Origin of the sequence: Nibribacter koreensis, assembly GCF_039541795.1 — a bacterium.
Classification (GTDB): domain Bacteria; phylum Bacteroidota; class Bacteroidia; order Cytophagales; family Hymenobacteraceae; genus Nibribacter; species Nibribacter koreensis.
This window is the reverse complement of the sequence record NZ_BAABGX010000003.1, coordinates 19,173-41,391: the sequence shown is the minus strand read 5'-3', so window position 1 is coordinate 41,391 and position 22,219 is coordinate 19,173. Positions and strand designations below refer to the sequence as shown.

Genomic DNA, 22,219 nt, shown 5'->3' with positions numbered 1-22,219 from the left:
CCTATTTTGAAGAAAACGGCCCAAAAACGAAATCTTATAAAAACAGAAAGCGCTACCCAAGGGTAGCGCTTTCTGTTTTTATAAGATCAGAAGAACACTTACGCTTCCTGCTGTTGGTCTTTGATGGCGAGCTGTCCGCAGGCGGCATCAATGTCTTTGCCGCGGCTTCGGCGCACGTTCACTTGCACACCTCTGTCTGCCAGGTAGCGCATGAAGGGCTCCAGGCGGGCATCCTCAGACTTCTGGAAAAGACCGTCGCCAATGGGGTTGTACTCGATGATGTTTACCTTGCACGGAATGAGCTTGGAGAACTCCAGCAGCTCCTTGGCGTCTTCAATGTTGTCATTGAAGTGGCTGAGCAAAATGTATTCATAGGTGACCTTGCGGCCAGACTTGTTGTGGTAATAGACCAGCGCTTCTTTCAAGGCCTCCAGTGAGTTGGTCTCATTGATGGGCATGATTTCATTGCGCTTCACGTCATTGGCGGCGTGCAGAGACAGGGCCAGGTTGGCTTTGATGCCGTCATCGGCCATCTTCTTGATCATCTTGGCAATGCCGGCGGTAGAAACCGTGATGCGGCGCGCAGCCATGTTCAAGCCGTCTGGCGCGGTGATGCGCTCAATGCTCTTCATGACATTGGCGTAGTTCAGCAAAGGCTCGCCCATGCCCATGTACACAATGTTGGTCAAAGGGCGGTTGTAGTTGCCTTCGGTCTGCTCTTTGATGCGCACCACCTGGTCATAAATCTCGTCTGCGTTGAGGTTTCTAATGCGGTCCATCTTGCCGGTGGCGCAGAAAGAACAGGTCAGGGAGCAACCCACCTGGCTACTCACACAGGCAGTCATGCGCTTAGGGTGCGGAATGAGTACGCCCTCTACAATGTTGCCGTCATATAGCCTGAACGTGGATTTAATGGTGTAGTCCTCGCTCAGCTGGCTGGTGTTCACGGCCACGCTGTTGATGGTGAAATGACGTTCCAGCTTCTCGCGCAGGGGCAAAGCAATGTTGTTCATCTCTGCGAACGACGTAGCCGTCAGCTTCCAAATCCACTCATACACTTGCTTGGCCCGGAAAGGCTTTTCGCCCTGCTCGGTCATCCATGCCTTGAGTTGGTCTAAGGAAAGCTTTCTAATGTCCTGGCGGTTCAGAATCTCTATGTCTGGAATCAAAGTGGTACTCATACCACAAAGGTACAAAATATCTTACGCTTTAGTTTCCAGGCGCTCCCTGGCTTCTTGGGGCACCGATTTTAATTTTCTGATAGTGTAATCAAAGCACAGCATACCGGTCTTGGCGTGGGCCACTTCTTTGCCGTTCTGGTTGGTGAGCAGGTACACCAAGTCAAAGCCGTACTTGTTAAAATCCGTGGCCGCCACCTGCACCGTGAGCGTGTCGCCGTAGAAGCCTTCGCCTTTGTAGACGATGGCCACATCACTCATAATCAAGCCCGCGCCCGCCAAATCCAGCTCTGAGTAGCCGTGCTGCTTCAAGAACTGAACACGCGCTTCATGCAAGAGACTCAACAGCGCGTCATTGCCCAGATGCCCGCCGTAGTTCAAATCCGTGATTCTAATGGGCAGTTGCGTCTGGAAGGAATAGCTGGCGGGGAGGTCAATCTGAATACGGGCCACGTTCTGTTAATTAGTAATTGATAATTAAGAATGGGAAGATACGAGGGAATTGGGGAAACCGTGAAATAGTGATGAGGCGTTTTTGGGCTGTTTTCTGGGAAAGGGGCAAAAAACGAAGCCTCGGCTCTCACAAGGAGAACCGAGGCTGTCTGTAAGGCATTAAAGCAGGCTACAGCTTCACAATCTTCTTGGTGCGCACGTTGCCCTCTGCGTGTATCTGCAGGATGTAATTACCAGCGGGCAGGTTGTCTACCCGTATGTCTTGCAAGGCACTGGTTCTGCTCAGCTGGGCGATCAGCATCTTCTGACCGGTGAGGCTTATCACGTGCAAGGTGCCGCCGGCCATGTTGTCTAGTTTGATGGAGATTCTATCCTGCACCGGGTTAGGGTACACCACGTGCGCCAACTCCAGCTCTTTTCTGGCAGAGAGGATTGTTTGATAGTTGCTGTACACGTACCGCTCAGCGTTCACGTAGGTTTTATAGGTGGAGTTGGAGGGGTCTGTATCATACATCTGCATTATGGTCTCGGTGATGTCATTGGTGGAGTTATAGGTATGCAGGTATTTCATGCCCCAGTTGATTACCCAGGCGTTGTTTTCCCTTATCTCATATTGGTTAAGGGTTTCATTGCCCTTGGCATCAAACACCACTACATCACGGCTATCAATCACCCAGGCGTTATTCACCCATTCATACCATGTTTCTATGTAACTGCCGTTGTCCTGGAAAGCCGTGCTCCGCTTGTCTACATTCACCCAGGCGCCGTTCACAAACTCCTGGTATTCACTGGCTATGACATTCCAGTCTCTCCAGTGGGTGGTGCTGGCCTTGGACGCCTCATCCCATACCATGTTAACCTCTCTTTCATCATTCACCCAGGCAGAACCTGACCATTCCTGCTCTGTGACGGTGGTGGGCAGGGCGCTGCCGCCCGCGTACTCTATGATTGTTTTCTCTTCTGGCACCCAGTTTCCGTTCTCCATTTCATAATACAGGATCTCAACGGGCTTTCCGGCGGCATCATAGCTGTAATTTTCCTTCTCTACATTCTTCCAGGTACCCTCCTCGTAGCTTTGGTAGATTTCTTGGCTAACTCTGTTATTGGTGACGGTGAGGATAGACTTGTTCCCGTACTGAAGCGCCCATGCGCCGTTCTGCCAATAATAAAACAGGTACTCGGTTAGTTGCTTGGTGGCAGGATCATAGGCAAACGTGGTTTTTGTCTGGTTTGTGTTGCTAGACCCAGCAGTGGTGATTTCTTGCGTCACCTGCCCGCTTGCGTTATAGGTATAGGTGTATTTGTAATTCTCATTCCAGCCATTTGATCCCCAGGAATAGGACACGGCATTCTGCGGTCTTCTGACCGGGTCACCCGTCCGGCGACTTGACAAATTGCTCAAACCTACCCTTTGTGAGGCGTCCTTTCTAAGGGCTGCCCCTTTCTTAGCCGCTTGGTGGGCTCTAGAAGTCTTCTTGCCTTGCGCTAGGCTGGTCAAGGCCAACGCCAGGAACAAGATGCCAAGTACCAGGATTTTGTGCCAATATGAGTTGGCTACATTCTTTTTGTAATAGTTTTCCATAAGGCATGTAGTTAACAAGAGAAGTATATTGCTTACAGTAAGCCACTTACTAAATGTATAAATACTTTAATATTAAAAACACTACCTACTTTTAAGTAATATCAGACTAAACTGACTCATATTATTTCATTGAAATATCCAGCTAATGCCATGCTTTTACAGTACCGTTTTTGGGCTGTTTTCTGGAAAAGAGCCCAAAAACGGCTTTACTTTTGCAGGCTTTTGCTACTTTCAAGATTCATTAGCCTTTGAGAACCGTGAACATACCCGCCCTACAAAAAGGAGATACCGTTGGCATTGTGTGCCTGGCCAGAAAAGTAAGCCTGGAAGACATACATCTGGGCGTGCAATTGCTGGAAAGCTGGGGGCTGCTGGTGGTGCTGGGCAAAACCATTGGCGCCGAAGACTATTACTTTGGGGGAACCGATGAACTGCGCACGGCAGACTTCCAGGAGATGCTGGACAACCCAGACATCAAAGCCATCTTCTCGGCGCGCGGCGGTTATGGCACTACCCGCATTCTAGATGCGCTGGATTTTAGCACGCTACAGGAAAAACCGAAGTGGATAGTGGGCTTCAGTGACATTACCTCCCTACACTGCCACTTACACGCGCTGGGTTTGGAGAGCATTCACGGCACCATGCCCCTGCTCATGGGCCAACCAGACACGCAGGAAGCCGACGAAACCCTGCATCAAGCCTTGTTTGGCGAACCTCTCGCCTACGCACTTCCAGCGCATGCCCAGAACGTAGAAGGCACTTCTGTAGGGGAGCTGGTAGGCGGTAATCTGATTCTGCTCAATAACATTGTGGGCACAGCCTCAGATATTGACTACGAGGGCAAGATTCTGTTTTTAGAGGACGTGGGCGAATACTATTATAACGTAGACCGCGTTTTTGTACACCTCAAGCGCCTAGGCAGATTACAAAAACTAGCGGGCTTGGTCATTGGGCAGTTCTCAGACATGCAGGACACGGCTGTACCGTTTGGCCGAGACGTGACGGAGATAGTGTTGGAACATTGCGCCGGGTATGGCTATCCTATCTGCTTTGACTTCCCGGTGGGGCACGTAACCAGAAACCTTGCCATGATAGTAGGCCGCGAAGTGACGTTGGAAGTGACGCCTGCTGGTGCTTCATTGACGTTTGCCTTTACGCAGGCCTAAAAGCAAAACTCCGTTTTTGGGCTGTTTGCTGAGAAACAGCCCAAAAACGGAGCTATGAAATATCTGATTTTATAAAACCTGCTTACTTCTCTGACTTGACCACTTGCAATACTGTTTGACCAACCGCTTTTAACGTATTCTTGTCAATGATTTGCATGTTATCCGCGTGGCGGTGGTGGTACGGCCCGAAGTACCCGTCCGGGCTGGTAGAATCATAGGCAATAATATCAGCCATCGGGATTTCTGCATTTTGGATGACGTAGTAGTGGTCATCTGTAATGCTGGGACTGTTTACAAACGGGAAGTAGTCTGAGAAGCCCATGCTATGCGCCGTCTTCCAGATGTTGTCCACCACGTTTTTGGCGTAGGTTCTACTGATTTCCTCCTGCGCGAAGCGTGAGCCCTTGGCACCTACCATGTCCAGAAGAATGCCGTACTGCGCTTTGTAGCCAATGGGCATCAGGTTCTTGGACCAGTGTTGCGAACCCAGGCAATAGGTGTCTGGAATGTAGTCACCGGCGTCATCGGGTTGACCATAATCTTCCCCGTCAAAGAGCATGATGTCCACGCCTATATTTTCAGCTAAAGGATTAGCTTGTAGTTGGCGAGCGATTTCTAAAAGCACACCCACGCCGCTGGCGCCGTCGTTGGCCCCGTCAATGGGTTTGTCGCGGTTCTGGGTGTCTTTGTCGGCTACGTGGCGGGTGTCCCAGTGAGCGGCCAACAGGATTCTGCGGGACGCTTTGGGGTTAATCTGCCCCATGATGTTGCGCAGTTCCAGCGTCTTGCCGTCATAGGCCTTGGCCGTGAAGCTCTGCACCTGCACCGTCGCCCCGAAACCTTTCAGTTTGTTAATCAGGTAATCACCGCAGGCGCGGTGCGCGGGTGTGTTGGGTACGCGCGGCCCAAAGGCCACCTGGTCGGCTACGTATTGGTAAGCCGAGTCAGCGGAGAAGGCGGGTGGTGTCACGGTTGCGGTTTTAGTGGCAGGTTCACCAGTCTCTGTAGCGGCCGTATTCTTGTCTTTGCACGCGTACAGGTTGGCGGCCACTAACAGAGCCAGTGCCGCTACTTTCATGTTATTCTTCATAAGCCCAGTCAATCCCGGTTTTCATATCTTTAATGACAATGCCTTGCCCTTTGAGCTGTGCCCTAATTAAATCCACCTTGGCATAGTCTTTCGCTTCCTTGGCTTCTTTGTAGAAACTGAGCACCAACTGGAGCATGTCCATGGCATTAGCGGTCTGTTCTTCTTTTAGGCCCAAAATATCTTTCACCATGGTCTGGTAGGCGGTGCGCATCTGCTCAAATACTTCTTTGGAGATGGTCTCCAGCTTGAAGCCGCCCGTGAACATGCTGTTGATTTTCTTGAGCAGGTTGAACAAGGCCGCAATTACTTTGGCGGTGTTCAAATCATCATTCAAACTAGTAAATAATTCGGCTACTTGCTTCTTGATGTCCTCTTCGGCTTTGGCATCAATTTCACCAGCAGTTTCTGGGTACTGTAACTGCTCCAAGATGCGCAGTCCGTTCACTACTTTCAGGAAGCCTTTGCGAGCGGCCTGCAGTCCTTCATTGCTGAAGTCCAGCGTGCTACGGTAGTGCGCCTGCAAGATGAAGAACCTGATGGTCATGGGGCTATAGGCCTGTTGCAATACCTCATGCTGGCCAGTGAACAACTCGCCCAGCGTAATGAAGTTGCCCAAGGATTTGCCCATCTTCTTGCCGTTGATGGTGATGAGGTTATTGTGCATCCAGAAGCGGGCCGCGTCTGAATGGTTGTGGCTGGCCTGGCTTTGCGCAATCTCGCATTCATGGTGCGGGAACATCAAGTCCAGTCCGCCGCCGTGAATGTCAAACTGCGTGCCCAGGTATTTTCTACTCATGGCCGAGCACTCCAAATGCCAGCCCGGAAACCCTTCTGACCAAGGCGAATTCCAGCGCATGATATGGCTAGGCGAAGCCTTTTTCCAGAGCGCGAAATCCAGTGGCGAGCGCTTCTCCTCCTGCCCTTCCAGGTTGTCGCGGGTGTTGGACAGCAAGTCTTCTATCACGCGGCCAGACAGCTTGCCGTAGTTATGCTCTTTGTTGTAAGCGGGCACGTCAAAATACACCGATCCATTGGACTCATACGCCAAGCCGTTGGCCAGAATCTCCTGAATCATCTCTATCTGCTCAATGATGTGGCCTGAGGCGCGCGGCTCAATGTCTGGCGGCAATACATTCAGGCTGGCCATGTCTGCGTGGAAGCTGTTGGTATACTTCTCCACTACTTCCATGGGCTCTAAGTGCGCGGCTTTGGCTAGTTTCTGAATCTTGTCTTCGCCGAAGTCTGCATCGTTCTGCAAGTGGCCCACATCTGTGATGTTGCGCACGTAGCGCACCTTGTAGCCCAGGTACTGCATATAGCGGCGCAACACGTCAAAAGTGATGTACGGGCGTGCGTGGCCCAAATGCGCGTCGCCGTAGACGGTAGGCCCGCAGACGTACAAACCCACGAACGGGCTGTGCAGGGGTACAAAGTTTGACTTGTCGCGGGTGAGCGTATTATATAAAGACAATGGGTGTTGCATGGGGCAAAATTATAAAACTTACTGGTACTTCTGCCAAGGCTTGGTTGAGCTGGTATGGCCCAGTTGGTTTACGTTAGGTTAGTAAGCGTTTTTGCCCTGTTTTCAGGAAACCAGGGCAAAAACGGCATTTGTAATAAGTTACTCTATTCTTCTATGGCTTCTTCTTCGGGACGCTTCTCCAACACATACGTGCTTTCCAGCGGAAAATGGTCAGAAAAAGAAATATGCTTCAATACGTCAAACCGCAGCAACTGCATGGTAGGACTAAAGAACTGGTTGTCTATGCGCAGAGGAAGCTTGCCGTTGTAGGTAAATCCAAAACCGCTTCCGCCCTCTTCAAACGCGTTGTCCAGATGCCGGCGCAGTTGCTGGTAGGTGTAGGAACTGGGCACGTCGTTGAGGTCTCCGCAGATTAAAACCGGATGCGGGCTTTCCTGCAAATGCTCTATGAGACGCTGTACTTGATGGCTACGGGCAATGAAGCCGCCTTTTAGCCTTCGGGCAATGCCTCGACCTTTGGTTTTAAACGCAGCCTCGCTTTCTACGGCTTGGGCTACTTCTTTCTCCTCAATGCTCATAGACTCCAGGTGCATGTTGTAGACCCGCAGCGTGTCTTTGTTGGGCAATTTCACATCCACAAAAATGACTTGGTTCTTGGTCGGTCGGTCAAATTTCACGCTGCCTTTGTGCACGATGGGATAACGGGAGAAGATGGCCATCCCAAACTCAGCGCCCACGTGGTTCACCAGTGCTTTGCCAATATAAAATTCTTTTCCCTTGCTGGTTCCTATGCGCTTTTTAGTGTTGTACTGCTTATCGCTTTTGTCATGGTAGAATTCCTGCAGGCACAGAATATCAGCGGGATGGTTAGCTACCCATTCCAGTTCGCGCTCTGGCAATCTTGGGTCATCTACATGAAGATGCTTATATGAGTTAAAGACCCGCACGTTGTAACTTAACACACTCACGCGCTGTTGTTCTGGGTGAGGCTCTGCGTCTGGGGTGTTTAAGGTGAAATAACGGGTGTGCTGGCTCCAGAAAAGGACAATCAACAGCAAAGGCAAGAGCGCCATGAGCGGTCTCTTCCAAAGCCAGAGCAGGCCCATGAAAATATTAAAGAGCAGGGCCCCGGGCAGAGACATGGCAATGAAGCCAGCCGGCCAAAACACATGCGGGGGCACGTATTGACATAAAACCCCTACCAAAAGCCAGCCCGTAGACAGCGCGGTCAGGAAAGAAAGAAGCGTCTTCAGCACAAAAAAAGAATTTCTAGCAGGAGTAAACCTACGCAAAAAATCCGGAGAGGGCTTGCCCCTCGTACATGAGAAGCGTTTTTGGCCTGGTTTGAGGAAAACACCTCCAAAACAGAAGCTGTCCTTGGACCCTCACACAGACCTGCCAAACCGCACCATCGTTTTAAACTTGGTGATAGTTACCAGCTTTTGGAAATTATACCCTAATTTTGCAATCTAACACTTTTAACAGTACAGCTATGATGCTAACTAACATTTTGGCGTTTATCGGTAACCTGGGCACCGGCGAGATGATTTTGATCGCGTTGGTGATTCTTCTTCTTTTTGGCGCAAAGCGTATTCCAGATCTGGCCCGTGGCCTAGGCAAGGGTATCCGTGAGTTCAAAGACGCCACCAATGAGATTAAATCAGACATTGAGAAGTCGGCTAACACCAACGACCGCCCCAACAATAGCGGCCCATACAATCCAAATCCTAACGCGGGTTATACCCAGCCGCAGAACCCTGCTCCTGGCGCGTACAACAATGACCCTGCGGTAAATCCAAACCCAACTACTCCCAACAACCCCAACGTTTAAGCATGCACTACACATCCCTTGACGCTATCCGTGAGGAGATAGGCCGAGGCTCGCTCACCTGTAAAAAACTGGTAGAGCAGTACTTGCAGAACATATCAGAAAAGCGCCACCTCAATGCTTTTTTAGAAGTGTTTGAAGAAGAAGCCCTTCGGCAAGCCGAGGAGGTGGATGCTAAACTAAAAGCCGGCACCGCCGGCAAGCTAGCAGGAATGGTCATTGGCCTGAAAGACGTGCTGGCCTATGAGGGCCATGCGCTCCAGGCCTCTAGCCAGATCCTGAACGGTTTTAAGTCTTTGTACACGGGCACCGCCGTGCAGCGCCTGTTGCAGGAAGACGCCATCTTGATTGGCCGTCAGAACTGTGACGAGTTTGCCATGGGTGCCTCTAATGAGAACTCTTCTTTTGGCCCCGCGCTCAATGACGCAGACAATACCCGCGTACCGGGTGGCTCCTCTGGGGGCTCTGCCGTGGCCGTGCAAGCGCATCTGTGTTTGGCCTCTATTGGCTCAGACACGGGTGGTTCTGTGCGTCAGCCAGGCGCTTTCTGCGGCGTGATTGGCATGAAGCCCACATATTCCCGCATTTCGCGCTACGGTTTGATTGCCTATGCTTCTTCTTTTGACCAGATTGGGGTCTTGACGCACAGCGTAGAGGATGCCGCTCTCTTATTAGAAGTAATGGCGGGCGCCGATGAGTTTGATGCCACTGTAAGCCAGCGCCCGGTGCCGGCCTACAGCCAGAACCTGACCTATGACCGCCCTGCGCGCATTGGCTATATCAAGGATTCCATTGAAAGCCCAGGCTTGCAGCCCGAAGTGAAAGACGCCGTGATGGGCGTGATTGACAGGTTGCAGGAAGAAGGACACACCGTAGAGGCCGTGGACTTCCCGTACCTGGACTACATGGTGCCCACCTACTACATCTTAACCACCGCCGAAGCCAGTTCTAACCTAGGCCGCTATGATGGCGTGAAGTACGGGTACCGCAGTGAGAATGTCACGGACCTGACCTCCCTCTATAAGAAGACCCGCTCAGAGGGCTTCGGTGAGGAGGTGCAGCGCCGCATCATTTTGGGCACCTTTGTATTGAGCGCAGATTACTATGACGCCTACTACACCAAGGCCCAGCAGGTAAGACGCCTCATCAAAGACAAGACAGATGAGTTGCTGAAGCAATATGATTTCTTGATATTGCCTACCGCCCCTACCACGGCTTTCAAGCTAGGCGAGAACACCAAAGACCCGTTGGCCATGTATTTGGCAGACATCTTCACGGTGCAGGCCTCGTTGGCGGGCGTTCCGGCTATTTCGTTACCAATTGGGCAAGACGCTGCAGGCCTGCCAATTGGGGTGCAACTGATGACAAAAGCGTTTGGCGAAGAGCAATTGTTTGCCTTCTCTAAGCAACTGATGGACCACCAAAAAACCGTTTCTGCTTAATGCGCATTTCTACCCTTCTCACTGGCTTTTTATTGGTAGCAGGACTAGGCTTTACGGCCCAAGCCCAAAAACCCATTGGTCCAGAGGCACCTATTGTAGAGTTGAAGGACTCTTTTAGAATGCCCTTGGATAGCGTGGAGTTTATTCCAGTAGAATCCAATGAACTCATTCAGGACCGACTGAGCTGTCTGGAGCAGGAGATTCCGTTGGAGTTCAACAAGCACGTGAGAGGGTTGATAGACTATTTCACCATTAGAAACCGCAAGTACACCCGCCGCATCCTGGAACGCGAGCAGCTGTACTTTCCTATGTTTGAGAAATACTTGGCCAAGCACAACATGCCAGATGAGCTCAAGTATTTGGCGGTGGTAGAGTCAGCGTTATTGCCTAAAGCAGTGTCTTCGGCCAAGGCCGTGGGGTTGTGGCAGTTTATGGCGCCTACGGCCAATGACTTCAAGTTGGTGCAGAACTCCTATCTGGATGAACGCATGGACCCCGAGAAGTCAACCGAGGCTGCTTGTAAGTTCCTGAAGTCTTTGCACCGCATGTTCGGGTCTTGGGAGATGGCTCTGGCTGCTTACAACTGCGGACCAGGTAACGTCAGAAAAGCCATCACTCGGTCTGGCGGAAAGAGAACCTTCTGGGAGATTTACCCATACCTGCCCAAAGAAACCCGCAGTTACGTGCCTTCGTTCACGGCCATTGTCTACGCCATGAACCACGCGCCTGACCATAACATAAAGCCAGATTCCATTCGCAAACCAATTGCGGTAGATACGCTGATGTTAAGCCAAGGCGTGGACTTGAAACTACTGGCCCAGCAACTGAATCTGCCGGCCAACCAGTTGGTAGACTTAAACCCTGCCTTGCGCAAGCCTTTCTTGCCAGAGACGGTGAAGAACTTCCCGCTGCGCATTCCTGTGGCTTCTAAACCGGTGTTGGACATGAACCGGATGGCTATTTTGGATTCTGCCCGTTACAGAGCGCCAATTCAAATGATGGCACCGGCTTCTTCTACCATGGTAGCCAAGGCAGAACCTACCGTACCCTCAGACAGCGCAACCAAAAAGACCTATTACACCGTGCGCCGAGGCGATACCTTGGACAAGATTGCCAAAGCCAACGACGTTACCATTGCGGAGTTGAAAGCCTGGAACAAGTTGAAAGGCTCCACCCTGCTGGCCAGTCAGAAACTAGTCATTGCCCAGCCAGCCGCGCTAAAACCAGAACCTGAACTGAAGTCTGAGTCTACCTTGTTGGCTTCCGCTGAGACAGCCGTAGAAAAGGAAACAAAAGTAGCCGGGCCTAACGCTGATAGTACTCCTAAGGAGAATGCGGCCACCGCTTTAGTGGCTCAGAAGAAACCCGCAGCTAAAACATCAGAGGCGGCCAACAAAGAAATCTTCAAGGGAGGCACCGTACACCACGTTCAGCCCGGTGACACGCTCTGGAACATCTCCAAGCGCTATAACAACGTAAGCGTTGACCAATTGAAGAAGGCCAACAACTTAAAAGACAACGAGATCAAGCCCGGCATGAAACTGATTGTAGGCTAATCTATTTTTATAGAGTTCAAAGGGCATCTCGGACGCACGTCTGAGATGCTTTTTTTTGCTCCATTTGAGAAAAACAGCCTAAAAACGGAAAGTAGACAAACCGCGTTTACCTTTGCGAAACCGAAAAATCTTAACAATTTACGCTTTACACCAGCGCCTGCCTCTATAAAGGGCAATCCCGCTGATTTTTACACATTACCACAGGAGAAGAAGGATATGATTAAAATCAACAAGGAAGACGCCCTTAATTATCACAGCCAAGGGCAGCCCGGGAAGATTGAAGTGGTTCCTACAAAGATGGTGAGCACGCAGATGGACTTGGCCCTGGCCTATTCGCCGGGCGTGGCGGAGCCCTGCAAAGAGATTGCCGCCAACCCAGAAGACGTCTATAAATACACCGCCAAGGGCAACCTGGTAGGTGTAATCTCCAACGGCACCGCCGTGTTAGGATTAGGCAACATTGGCCCCGAAGCCTCTAAGCCAGTCATGGAAGGAAAAGGCGTACTGTTCAAGAAATTTGCCGGCATTGACGTTTTTGACATTGAGATCAATGAGACTGATCCTGATAAGTTCATTCAGATAGTAAAGTCCCTGGAGCCTACGTTTGGCGGCATTAATCTAGAGGACATCAAAGCCCCAGAGAGTTTCAAGATTGAGAATGCTCTGCGTGAACAGATGAACATTCCCCTCATGCATGATGACCAGCACGGCACGGCCATCATCTCCAGCGCCGCCTTGTTAAACGGTTTAGAACTGGTAGGCAAGAAAATACGTGACATCCAGATGGTGATTAACGGCGCGGGTGCTGCCGCCATTGCCTGCGCTAAGTTATATGTAGCCCTAGGCGTGAAGCTGGACAACATCGTCATGTTTGACAAGGACGGCATCATCAACCCGCACCGCAACGACCTAGATATTTACCGGGCACAGTTTGTGACCATGCGTAAAATCACCACGCTGGCAGAAGCCATGAAGAACGCAGACGTGTTCATTGGCCTGAGTGCCGGCAACGTGCTGAGCCCAGACTTGGTGAAACTGATGGCACCAAATCCCATCATCTTCGCGCTGGCCAACCCAGACCCTGAGATTCCTTATGAGGTGGCCATGGCCACCCGCAAAGACTTGATCATGGCCACAGGCCGCTCTGACCATCCTAACCAGGTGAACAACGTACTGGGCTTCCCTTACATTTTTAGAGGAGCGTTAGACGTGCGTGCTACGGAGATTAACGAGGCCATGAAGCTAGCCGCCGTGAAAGCCTTAGCAGAACTGGCCAAAGAACCGGTACCCGAGATTGTACACAAAGCCTACAGTGACAATACCATCTCCTTCGGGCGTGAGTATTTGATTCCTAAGCCGCTGGACCCGCGCCTAATTACCGTGGTGAGCCCGGCCGTGGCTAAAGCCGCTATGGACTCCGGCGTCGCTAAAAACCCGATCACCAACTGGGAGCGCTACCATCATGAGCTACAGGCCCGCATTGGCATCAACCAGAAGTTGATGAACCGTGTCATGAACCAGGCCAAGCAGAATCCTAAAACAGTGATTTTTGCTGAGGCGGACCATTACAAGATTCTCAAAGCGGCCCAGATTGTGCTGGACCAAGGCATCGCCACCCCTATCTTATTAGGAAACAAAGTGCGCATCAAGGAGCTGATGGAAGAATACAAGCTGGACTTGCAGGGCTGCCGCATTGTAGACCCGGTAGAGGAAGATGCCAAATGCGAGAAGTACGCGCACATGTTCTATGAGAAGCGCAAGCGCAAAGGCGTGAGCCTGTTTGACGCCCGCCGCCTTATGCGCTACCGCAACTACTTTGGCTGTATGATGGTGGAGACCGGCGAGGCAGACGCCCTGATATCTGGCTTGACTCGTGACTACTCTAAAACCATCCTTCCGGCCCTGCAGGTTATTGGCGTAGAGGAAGGCGTGAACAAAGTGGCCGGCATGTACATCATCCTAAGCAAAAAAGAGCCGTTCTTCTTTGCAGACACCACCGTAAACCTCAACCCAACCGCAGAGGAGATGGTAGACATCATTGGCTTGACTGCCCGTTACGTACGCTTCTTTGACACAGATCCACGTGTGGCCGTTCTTTCCTACTCCAACTTTGGCTCTAGCACCGGGCCAATTCCGGCTAAGACCAGTGAGGCTACGAGATTGGCCAAGCTTAAATACCCAGACTTGCTGATTGACGGCGAGATGCAGGCCAACACCGCCCTCAACCCTGACTTGCTACGCGAACACTATCCGTTTAGCGAACTGGCCAATGACGGTGCCAACACGCTTATCTTCCCAACGTTAGAGGCTGGCAACATTGCCTATAAGCTGTTGCAAGAGATGGGCGGCGCCGAAGCCATTGGTCCTGTCTTGATGGGTATGCGCAAGCCAGTGCACATTTTACAGCTAGGCAGTTCTGTGCGGGAGATTGTAAATATGGTAGCTATATCTGTGGTAGATGCACAAACATCCAACGGGAAACTATAAATTGTACCAAACGTACTGCGTTAGTTAGCAGAGGCCATTTTCTGCGCTAAACAGCATTTTTTTATCTGCGTTTTTGGCCTGTTTTCTAGAAAACAGGCCAAAAACGCAGATGTTTATTAAAAGCAACACCAAATCCTGACCCTTTACCTGTCAACCTCAGCCATATGATCGCTTATATAGACGGCCGTCTTGCCCACAAAGATCCCACATACGTCATCATTGACGTGGGCGGAGTGGGCTATGAGTTGCGCATTTCCTTGAACACGTATGGCTCCCTGCCAGAAGGCGAGCGCTGCCGCTTGTTCACGCACCTGGCCATCAAAGAGGATTCACATACGCTCTATGGCTTCTCTGATTCTGCGGAGAAGAACGCCTTTTTGCACTTGATCTCCATTTCAGGAGTAGGGCCTAATACAGGCCTCATGATTCTTTCTTATTTGACGGTGCCCGAGTTACAACAGGCCATCGTGCGCGAGGATGTGCGCACCATCCAGAAGGTGAAAGGCATTGGTGCCAAGACGGCCCAGCGCATCATTCTGGAACTGCGTGACAAGTTTAGAAAAGGCTTGGGCGCCGAGGGGCTGCATGTCTCCTTTGAGGCACACAATACGTCAAGAGAGGAGGCGTTATCTGCTTTGGTTACGCTGGGCTTCGCCAAGAACATGGCAGAGAAAACCTTAGACAATATTATAAAACGCGAAGGCGCTGGGCTAACCGTGGAAGACATGATCAAGCTTGCCCTCAAATCATCATAGGCCACCTTATTTGCATTTGTGTTTACTAGAAGAAGAAAGCCTTTCATTCTTGCCTCTGCCGTAGGATTGGTGTCTTTGACAGCGTGGCTGTCTCAAGCCGAGCCTCATCAAAACACGTCTCTACGCGACTGGAAAAGCCGCCTACAGACCATTACCACCACCCTCGCAGAACAAGTAGAAAAACAACAGCCGCAAGACACTACACAAATAAAATACATCCCTTCGCGCCGTCCCAAGCTCCAGTTCAAGGACCGCGCCGGAGACCCTTTTTCCAATACCTTTTCCACTACTCCCCTCATCCTGCCGCCGCCTTCTAACTTAAAGATAGAAGTGGTGCCAGATGACAGCCTCAAGCGTTACCAGATACGGGAACAGTTGGGAGACCTGGAGTACCGCACGCCTAGTACCATGACCTTTGAGGAATATTCACGGTACCAGCAACGCGAATCCATTAGAAACTACTGGCGCACCAAGTCTGCCACCCTGGATGAGCAGAACCCGGCCGCGCCCAGCCGCCGTCTGGTGCCGCGCATTGACATTGGGGGCCGCACCTTTGACCGTCTGTTTGGCGGAAGCTTCGTAGACATCCGGCCCAATGGTCTGGCCACGTTAAAATTTGGGGCGCTGTTCAACAAGAATGAGAACCCGGCCATTCCGTTGCGCCAGCAGAGCGTGGGGGATTTTGAGTTTGACCAGAGTATTGCCCTCAACATTGACGGCCGCATTGGTGAGAAACTGCGCATCACGGCCAACTGGGACACCAAGGCTAACTTTGATTTTGAGAACAACTTAAAACTGGAATACACCGGCTATCCAGAAGAAATCATTAGAAAGATTGAGGCCGGTAACGTAAGCATGCCGCTCAACAGCTCATTGATTACCGGAGGGCAGAACTTGTTCGGTTTAAAGACGCAGTTGCAGTTAGGACGCTTGTCAGTCACTGCCATTGCCGCCAACCAACGCGGGAGCATTGACCAGGTGAACATCCAGAACGGCGCCCAGAACCGCAACTTTGAGATTAGGGCAGACGAATACGATGCGGACCGTCACTTCTTCCTGGCGCAATTCTTTAGAGGTAAGTATGACCAGTCATTGAGAAACCTGCCGCTGGTTAACTCCGGTATTGTAATCCGCCGTCTGGAGGTGTACATCACCAATGACAACCGTACTACAGAGAACCTCCGGAACATTGTAGCCCTCATGGACATTGGAGAGGCTGACCCGTTCAGGGACCGGTTTGACACCAACCAGCCTACCGGGGCCGCCGCCGGCAATAATCAAAACAGTCTCTTCAACGCGGTAAAAGGCCAACGCAACAACAACCAGGTAGAAAGCGCCTTAGACGCCCAGGGTCTTCAGAAGACCGTGGACTATGAGCACGTGCGCGCCCGCCGCCTAGATCAACGTGAGTACAAGTTCAACCCACAGCTGGGCTACATCTCGTTGAACTCGGCGCTGTTGCCAGAGCAGGTATTGGGCGTGGCGTTTGAGTACACCTTGAACGGCCGCACCTATAAAGTGGGTGAATTGCAGGATGACTATCAGAACGTCACCGAAGACCAGGTCATCTTCCTGAAGATGCTGCGCGCTACCAATCCTAGTTTGCAGTTTCCTACCTGGGACCTGATGATGAAGAACGTGTACGCACTCAACGCCAATCAGATAGAACGCCAGAACTTCCAACTCAACATTATCTACAAAGATGATGAGACTGGCGCCGATTTGAACAGCTTGCAGGACGAGTCCCGCATTAAAGGCGTTCCCCTGGTGCGCGTGTTCAACCTGGACAACGTCAATACTAATAATGACAAGCCCGCCGATGGTAACTTTGACTTCATGCCGGGCATCACCATTGACCCTGAGAACGGCCGTATCTACTTCCCAGAGGTGGAACCATTTGGTTCTTATTTACAGAATAAACTAGGCACCGGCCCCCAAGACCCTCTCACCGAAAAATACGTCTTCCAAGCTTTGTATGACTCCATTCAGACAGATGCGCAGCAGTTTTCGGCGAAGAACAAGTTTTTTCTACGCGGCCGCTACCAAGCCTCCAGCACAGATGAGATTACGTTGCCAGGCATTAGAATTGCCGAGGGATCTGTGGCAGTCTATTCTGGTGGCACACGTCTTGTAGAAGGCCAGGATTACCAGGTGTTCTATGACTTAGGCCGCGTAAAGATCCTGAACCCCAGCTACCTCAACAATGCCAACAACCTGCGGGTGACGTATGAGAAGGCAGACATTCTAAACGTGCAACCCAGAACCCTATTGGGTGCCCGATTTGACTACCGCGTAGACAATGACCTAATCATTGGGGCGACGGTGATGCACCAGGGCGAACAGCCGTTTATTAACCGCGTGAGCATTGGCGATGAGCCAACCAACAACACCATCTACGGCATGGACATCAATTACCGCCGTGATTCCCGCTTCCTGACCAACCTCACTGATAAGCTCCCCTTCCTGACTACCAAAGCTCCCTCCACCGTGACGTTGGGAGCTGAGTTCGCGCGCTTGGTGCCTAACACCACTGAGTTTGAAGGCGAGGACGGCGTTTCTTACATTGATGACTTTGAGAACGCAGAGACGCCTTATTCCTTGGGTGGCTTTAATACCAACATCTGGCGCCTGGCGGCTACCCCGGCTCCTATTGCCAATGGAACGTCTGGCCTGGAGACTGCCTTCAAACGCGCCAAGATTGCCTGGTATACCATTGACCAGATTTACTATACACCTAATGACCTACGACCGTCCAACATCACCAAGGAGGAACTAGAGAACCATTACACCCGGGGTGTGCAGCGTAGAGAGTTGTTCCCTAACCGTGACCCCGAAGCCAGCAATACCTTTGAGTATACTTTTGACCTGGCCTATTACCCAGCAGAACGCGGGCAGTACAACTACAACCCGGGCTTGCTAGGCAACAACCGCCTGCCGGGTGACCCACGCCAAAACTGGGCCGGCATTAGCCGTGAGATTTCCTTTGACAACAACTTTGACAACGCCAATATTGAGTACCTGGAGTTCTGGATGCTGGATCCGTTCATTAGCGGGGACCGTGGTAGAATAAATGACGGCGAAGGCAATAATACCAACAACAGCACTGGCGGCGAACTGATTTTTAACCTGGGTAACGTCTCTGAAGACATTCTCAAAGACCAACGCTACCAGTTTGAGAACGGCCTGCCCACAGATCCGTCACAACCCACCACAGACCCTACCATCTGGGGCCGCGTGACCCGTAACCAGTTCCTGACAGACGCCTTTGACAACAACCCAAGCTCCAGACAATTCCAGGACATAGGGTTAGACGGTTTAAACAACGCAGATGAACGCGCCTTCTTCCAGGGCATCTATTCTACCTTAACTGACCCTTCTGGAGATGATTTCAAGCACCACCTGGATGCGACGTATGATGACCGAAACATTGGCATCTTGGGGCGCTACAAGAACTTCAACGGCATGGAGGGCAACTCGCCGGTCAACAGCAACTTGTCTTCTTACGCGTTCCCAGACAAGGAAGACCTGAACCGGGACAACGTCATCAGTGACCTGGAGCAGTACTATGAGTACAAACTGAACCTGCGTCCCTCTACCATGAACGTGGGCCAGAACTACATTGTAGACAAAGTAGACACGGTAATCAACAACACCAACGTAAGCTGGTACCAGTTCAGGATTCCGGTGCGCAAGCCTACGGGCTCTGTGGGTGGCATTCAGGGGTTCAAGTCCATTCGGTTCATGCGTATGTACATGACGCAGTTTGAGCAGCCGGTTGTGTTGCGTTTTGTGCAGATGCAGTTTGTGGCCAACCAATGGAGAACGTACAATTCGGTACTCACCAACGGGGCACCTTGCTTAGACTGTGGGACAGATGCAGACAACTTCACGGTCTCTACCGTCAACATTGAAGAAAACGGCGAGGTAGACGCAGGCACCATCCCGTATGTAGTACCTCCGGGAGTGGAACGCCAACGCGATTATTCTTCTGCTAACAACCGCCGCCAGAACGAGCAGTCCCTGCAACTGTGCGTGGAGAACCTGAGAGACAACTTCAGCAAGGCGGTGTACAAGAACGTGTCACAAGACATGCTCATTTACAAACGCCTGAAAATGTACGTGCACGCGCAAAGTTCCACCGGCACCAGAGACGGTGAGATGGTAGCCTTCCTGCGCATTGGCTCTGACTTTACCCAGAACTACTATGAGTACGCCATACCGTTGCAGATAACGCCAGAAGGCACCCAAGACCCTAACATTATCTGGAACGAGGCCAACTTCATTGACGTAGCCTTTGATGAGTTTGTGCGCGTGAAATCTGAACGAAACCGCGCCGGATTTGACCTCACCAAGCCTTACAGCCTCACGGTGAACGGCAAGACCATTACGGTGGTAGGAAACCCAGACTTCTCAGACGTGCAGAGTTTGATGATTGGCTTGCAGAACCCTACTACCGCAGACAGAGCGTCGCATTCGGTATGTCTATGGTTGAATGAGCTGCGCGTGTCTGACTTTGACCGCAAAGCCGGTTGGGCGGCTACCGCCAGAGCCAACGTGAAACTCGCTGACTTCGCCAACATCACCGCCACGGGTTCTTATACCACCGTAGGCTTTGGCGGCATTCAGGAAAGAGCCGCCATGCGCTCCAGAGAGAACACCGGCCAGTTTGACATCAACGCCAACATTGCCGCAGAGAAGCTCTTACCAGCCGGTACTGGTCTAGTAGTGCCTCTGTCTGTGCAGTATGGTACCACGGTGGCAGAACCACGCTATGACCCACTAGACAGAGATACCCCGCTAGACACGTCCCTGGACAAGTTTGGCGAAGGCGAGGAACGAGACGCCTACCGCAAGGAGGTCGTCAGTCAGACAACTACCAAGAGCATTAACCTGTTGAACGTACGCAAGGAGAAGACCAACCCAGAGGCCAAATCACGTCTCTACGATGTTGAGAACCTTTCCTTCTCCTATGCCTACAGCGAGATTCTGCACACCGACATCATCACGGACCGCAATTTCTCCAAGAGCCACCGCGGGGGCGTAGCTTACAATTACACGGCCTCACCGAAGAGCTACACGCCATTGGCTAAAATAGCTGCCTTTGAGTCACCGTACCTGCGCTGGTTAAAGGAGTTTAACGTGACTTTGTTGCCAAGCAGAATTGCCGTGCGCGCCGACCTGGACAGGAGCTACAATGAGACGTTCTTACAGGGCCGTAGCAGTCCGTATGCCTTGCCAGACACGGCCGGCATTCTGCCTACGTACCAGAAAACGTTCTTCTTCAACCGTATCTATGACGTAAAGTGGGATTTGACCCGTAGCCTAAGCCTGGATTACACGGCCACCAACCGCTCGGTGATTGATGAGCCAGACGGACGCGTGAACAATGAGATTGACTCTCTGCGCTACAAGAACAAAGTCATTTGGCATAACCTGAGACGCTTTGGCCGTAATACCAACTTCAACCAGGTGGTGGCCATGACCTACCGGTTGCCCTTGGACAAGTTCCCGCTTACAGATTGGATTAGCGGGGATGCCCGGTATGAGGCTGGGTATACCTGGACCTCGTCTTCTACCGCTTTGCGCAACAATGACACCCTGCAACTGGGCAACACCATTGAAAACAACACCCAGACCAGCTTAACGGGTAAGATTGATTTGGTGCGTCTCTACAACAAGGTAAAGATCTTGAAGAAGGTAAACGAAGCCACCCCGCAACCAGGCTTGCGCGCCACCAATACTAAAACCGTGGGCAGACCGGGCACCGCTGCGGCCGCAGACACTACCCAGAAACGAGATAGCAAAGTCTTAAACGGCATCCTGCGCACTTTAATGTCTGCCAGGTCCATCAACGTGACCTACGCGAGGACCGAGGGTACCTTGCTACCGGGCTTCTTGCCGACAGCCCGAAATTTCGGGTTGGCGGATGGCTTTGGCGCACCTGGCTTGGGCTTTGTCTTGGGCAAGCAATACAATCTAGATGAACTCTATAACCGCGCCGACCGTGAGAATTGGTACACGGATAGTAGCCAATACCTGAACACGCCATTAAGCTCTCTGTCTTCTACCAACATCACCGCCCGGGCTACCATAGAACCATTCCGTAACTTCATCATCACGCTGGACGGGGCCATGAACAAGTCTGAGATTGACGAGGTGTACTACAGAAGAGACTCCGCCAAGGTAGTACAGCGCCAGAACCCGTTCACCACGGGCTCTTACCGCGTGTCCTTCATTGCGGTGCAGACCTTATTTGAATCTAATTCTGGCAACCGTTCTGCGGCATTTGAGAACTTCATCAGAAACCGCGCCACCGTGGCCAGCCGCCTCAATGCAGTCAGCCCGAATGGGGTGTATGGCTTGAACTCACAAGATGTCTTGATTCAATCTTTTGTGCATGCCTACCAAGGCAAGAGCATTGATGGCTATGAGGCTGAGCCTAGCGATCCGTTTGATGCTATTCCGTTGCCCAACTGGCGTCTGGAGTACAATGGTCTGTCACAGGTGCCGTTCTTCCAGAAGTACTTCAGCTCGTTCACGTTAAGCCACTCGTACCAGTCTAACTTTACGCTGGCCAACTTCAGCTCATCGCTGGACTACCAGTTTGAGCCGGCCGGTTTCCCAGACAGAGTCAATGACTTAGGCGAGGTGATTCCGTATCACATCATCAACCAGGTGTCCATCACGGAAACAATGGCGCCCTTGATTGGTATTAACTTCAGGACAAAAGGCCAGTTGACGGGTAGAATGGAATACCGCACCGAGCGCGCCTTGCTTTTGAACATGACCAACGCGCAGGTAACCGAGAACGGCGTGAAGGACTACGTAGTGGGCATCGGGTATAGCACTACCAACTTTAGAGTGCCGTTCAGGATTGGCGGCCAGCGCAGAACTTTGGAGAATGAATTGACCATGCGCCTGGACTTGACCATCAGGGATAACGTGACCATTCAACGCACCATTGGCGTAGATTCTAACGGCGAAGAATACCAGAACAACCTGGTGACCAGCGGTGGCTTGCAGGTGCAGTTACGCCCAACCATTGACTACGTGGTAAGCCAACGCCTGAACCTGCAGTTCTACTTCACCAAGAACATCAATGACCCTAAAGTGGCTAACTCGTTCAGAAACACCATGACCGAGGGTGGTATTCAGCTTAGATTTAGTTTATCTGACTAAGCATTGCCTCCAAGCCAAAA

At 51.5% G+C, this 22,219-nt stretch carries 13 protein-coding genes; 7 read left to right on the top strand and 6 right to left on the bottom strand.

Annotation, left to right across the window (positions count from 1 at the left end; genetic code table 11):
• Window positions 1-98: 98 nt before the first annotated feature.
• The 3 genes from rlmN to ABD880_RS15640 form a co-directional block, all read right to left on the bottom strand.
• Entirely contained in the window at window positions 99-1,181 is a 1,083-nt protein-coding gene (rlmN, locus tag ABD880_RS15650) for a dual-specificity RNA methyltransferase RlmN (RefSeq protein ID WP_345168169.1), read from the bottom strand.
• 21 nt (window positions 1,182-1,202) lie between these two features.
• Entirely contained in the window at window positions 1,203-1,631 is a 429-nt protein-coding gene (locus ABD880_RS15645) for an acyl-CoA thioesterase (protein WP_345168166.1), read from the bottom strand.
• 169 nt (window positions 1,632-1,800) lie between these two features.
• Window positions 1,801-3,213, bottom strand: coding sequence for a T9SS type A sorting domain-containing protein (locus ABD880_RS15640; RefSeq protein WP_345168163.1), 1,413 nt, complete (start codon window positions 3,211-3,213; stop codon window positions 1,801-1,803).
• A 257-nt stretch (window positions 3,214-3,470) separates the two neighbouring features.
• On the opposite strand from ABD880_RS15640, the gene ABD880_RS15635 reads away from it, so the two are divergent.
• Window positions 3,471-4,379 (top strand): S66 peptidase family protein, encoded by a 909-nt coding sequence (locus ABD880_RS15635; protein WP_345168162.1) that lies wholly within the window; start codon window positions 3,471-3,473, stop codon window positions 4,377-4,379.
• Between the two features lie 82 nt (window positions 4,380-4,461).
• Here ABD880_RS15635 and ABD880_RS15630 read toward each other — a convergent pair whose 3' ends face one another.
• The 3 genes from ABD880_RS15630 to ABD880_RS15620 all read right to left on the bottom strand — a co-directional run bounded on the left by ABD880_RS15630 (window position 4,462) and on the right by ABD880_RS15620 (window position 8,208).
• On the bottom strand, window positions 4,462-5,457 hold the full coding sequence (locus tag ABD880_RS15630; protein ID WP_345168160.1) for a M28 family peptidase: 996 nt from the start codon (window positions 5,455-5,457) through the stop codon (window positions 4,462-4,464).
• A 1-nt stretch (window position 5,458) separates the two neighbouring features.
• Window positions 5,459-6,952, bottom strand: coding sequence for a cysteine--tRNA ligase (gene cysS, locus ABD880_RS15625; RefSeq protein ID WP_345168159.1), 1,494 nt, complete (start codon window positions 6,950-6,952; stop codon window positions 5,459-5,461).
• 143 nt (window positions 6,953-7,095) lie between these two features.
• A complete protein-coding gene (locus tag ABD880_RS15620; protein ID WP_345168157.1) occupies window positions 7,096-8,208 on the bottom strand; it encodes an endonuclease/exonuclease/phosphatase family protein in 1,113 nt (370 codons plus the stop codon).
• A gap of 236 nt (window positions 8,209-8,444) precedes the next feature.
• Here ABD880_RS15620 and tatA point away from each other — a divergent pair, with 236 nt between their 5' ends.
• The 6 genes from tatA to sov all read left to right on the top strand — a co-directional run bounded on the left by tatA (window position 8,445) and on the right by sov (window position 22,199).
• On the top strand, window positions 8,445-8,783 hold the full coding sequence (tatA, locus tag ABD880_RS19130) for a twin-arginine translocase TatA/TatE family subunit (RefSeq protein ID WP_425575841.1): 339 nt from the start codon (window positions 8,445-8,447) through the stop codon (window positions 8,781-8,783).
• Window positions 8,784-8,785: 2 nt separating this feature from the next.
• Window positions 8,786-10,222: an Asp-tRNA(Asn)/Glu-tRNA(Gln) amidotransferase subunit GatA gene (gene gatA / locus ABD880_RS15610; protein ID WP_345168154.1), complete on the top strand. Its 1,437-nt coding sequence runs from the start codon at window positions 8,786-8,788 to the stop codon at window positions 10,220-10,222.
• Window positions 10,222-11,778: a lytic transglycosylase domain-containing protein gene (locus tag ABD880_RS15605; RefSeq protein ID WP_345168151.1), complete on the top strand. Its 1,557-nt coding sequence runs from the start codon at window positions 10,222-10,224 to the stop codon at window positions 11,776-11,778. The genes gatA and ABD880_RS15605 overlap by 1 nt, the downstream gene beginning before the upstream one ends.
• Before the next feature lie 216 nt (window positions 11,779-11,994).
• The gene (locus ABD880_RS15600; RefSeq protein WP_345168149.1) at window positions 11,995-14,265 is read left to right on the top strand and encodes an NADP-dependent malic enzyme; all 2,271 of its coding nucleotides are present in this window, start codon (window positions 11,995-11,997) and stop codon (window positions 14,263-14,265) included.
• Between the two features lie 164 nt (window positions 14,266-14,429).
• Complete coding sequence (gene ruvA / locus ABD880_RS15595) at window positions 14,430-15,020, top strand: Holliday junction branch migration protein RuvA (protein WP_345168146.1); 591 nt, start codon at window positions 14,430-14,432, stop codon at window positions 15,018-15,020.
• 18 nt (window positions 15,021-15,038) lie between these two features.
• A complete protein-coding gene (gene sov, locus ABD880_RS15590) occupies window positions 15,039-22,199 on the top strand; it encodes a T9SS outer membrane translocon Sov/SprA (RefSeq protein WP_345168143.1) in 7,161 nt (2,386 codons plus the stop codon).
• Window positions 22,200-22,219 lie beyond the last annotated feature (20 nt).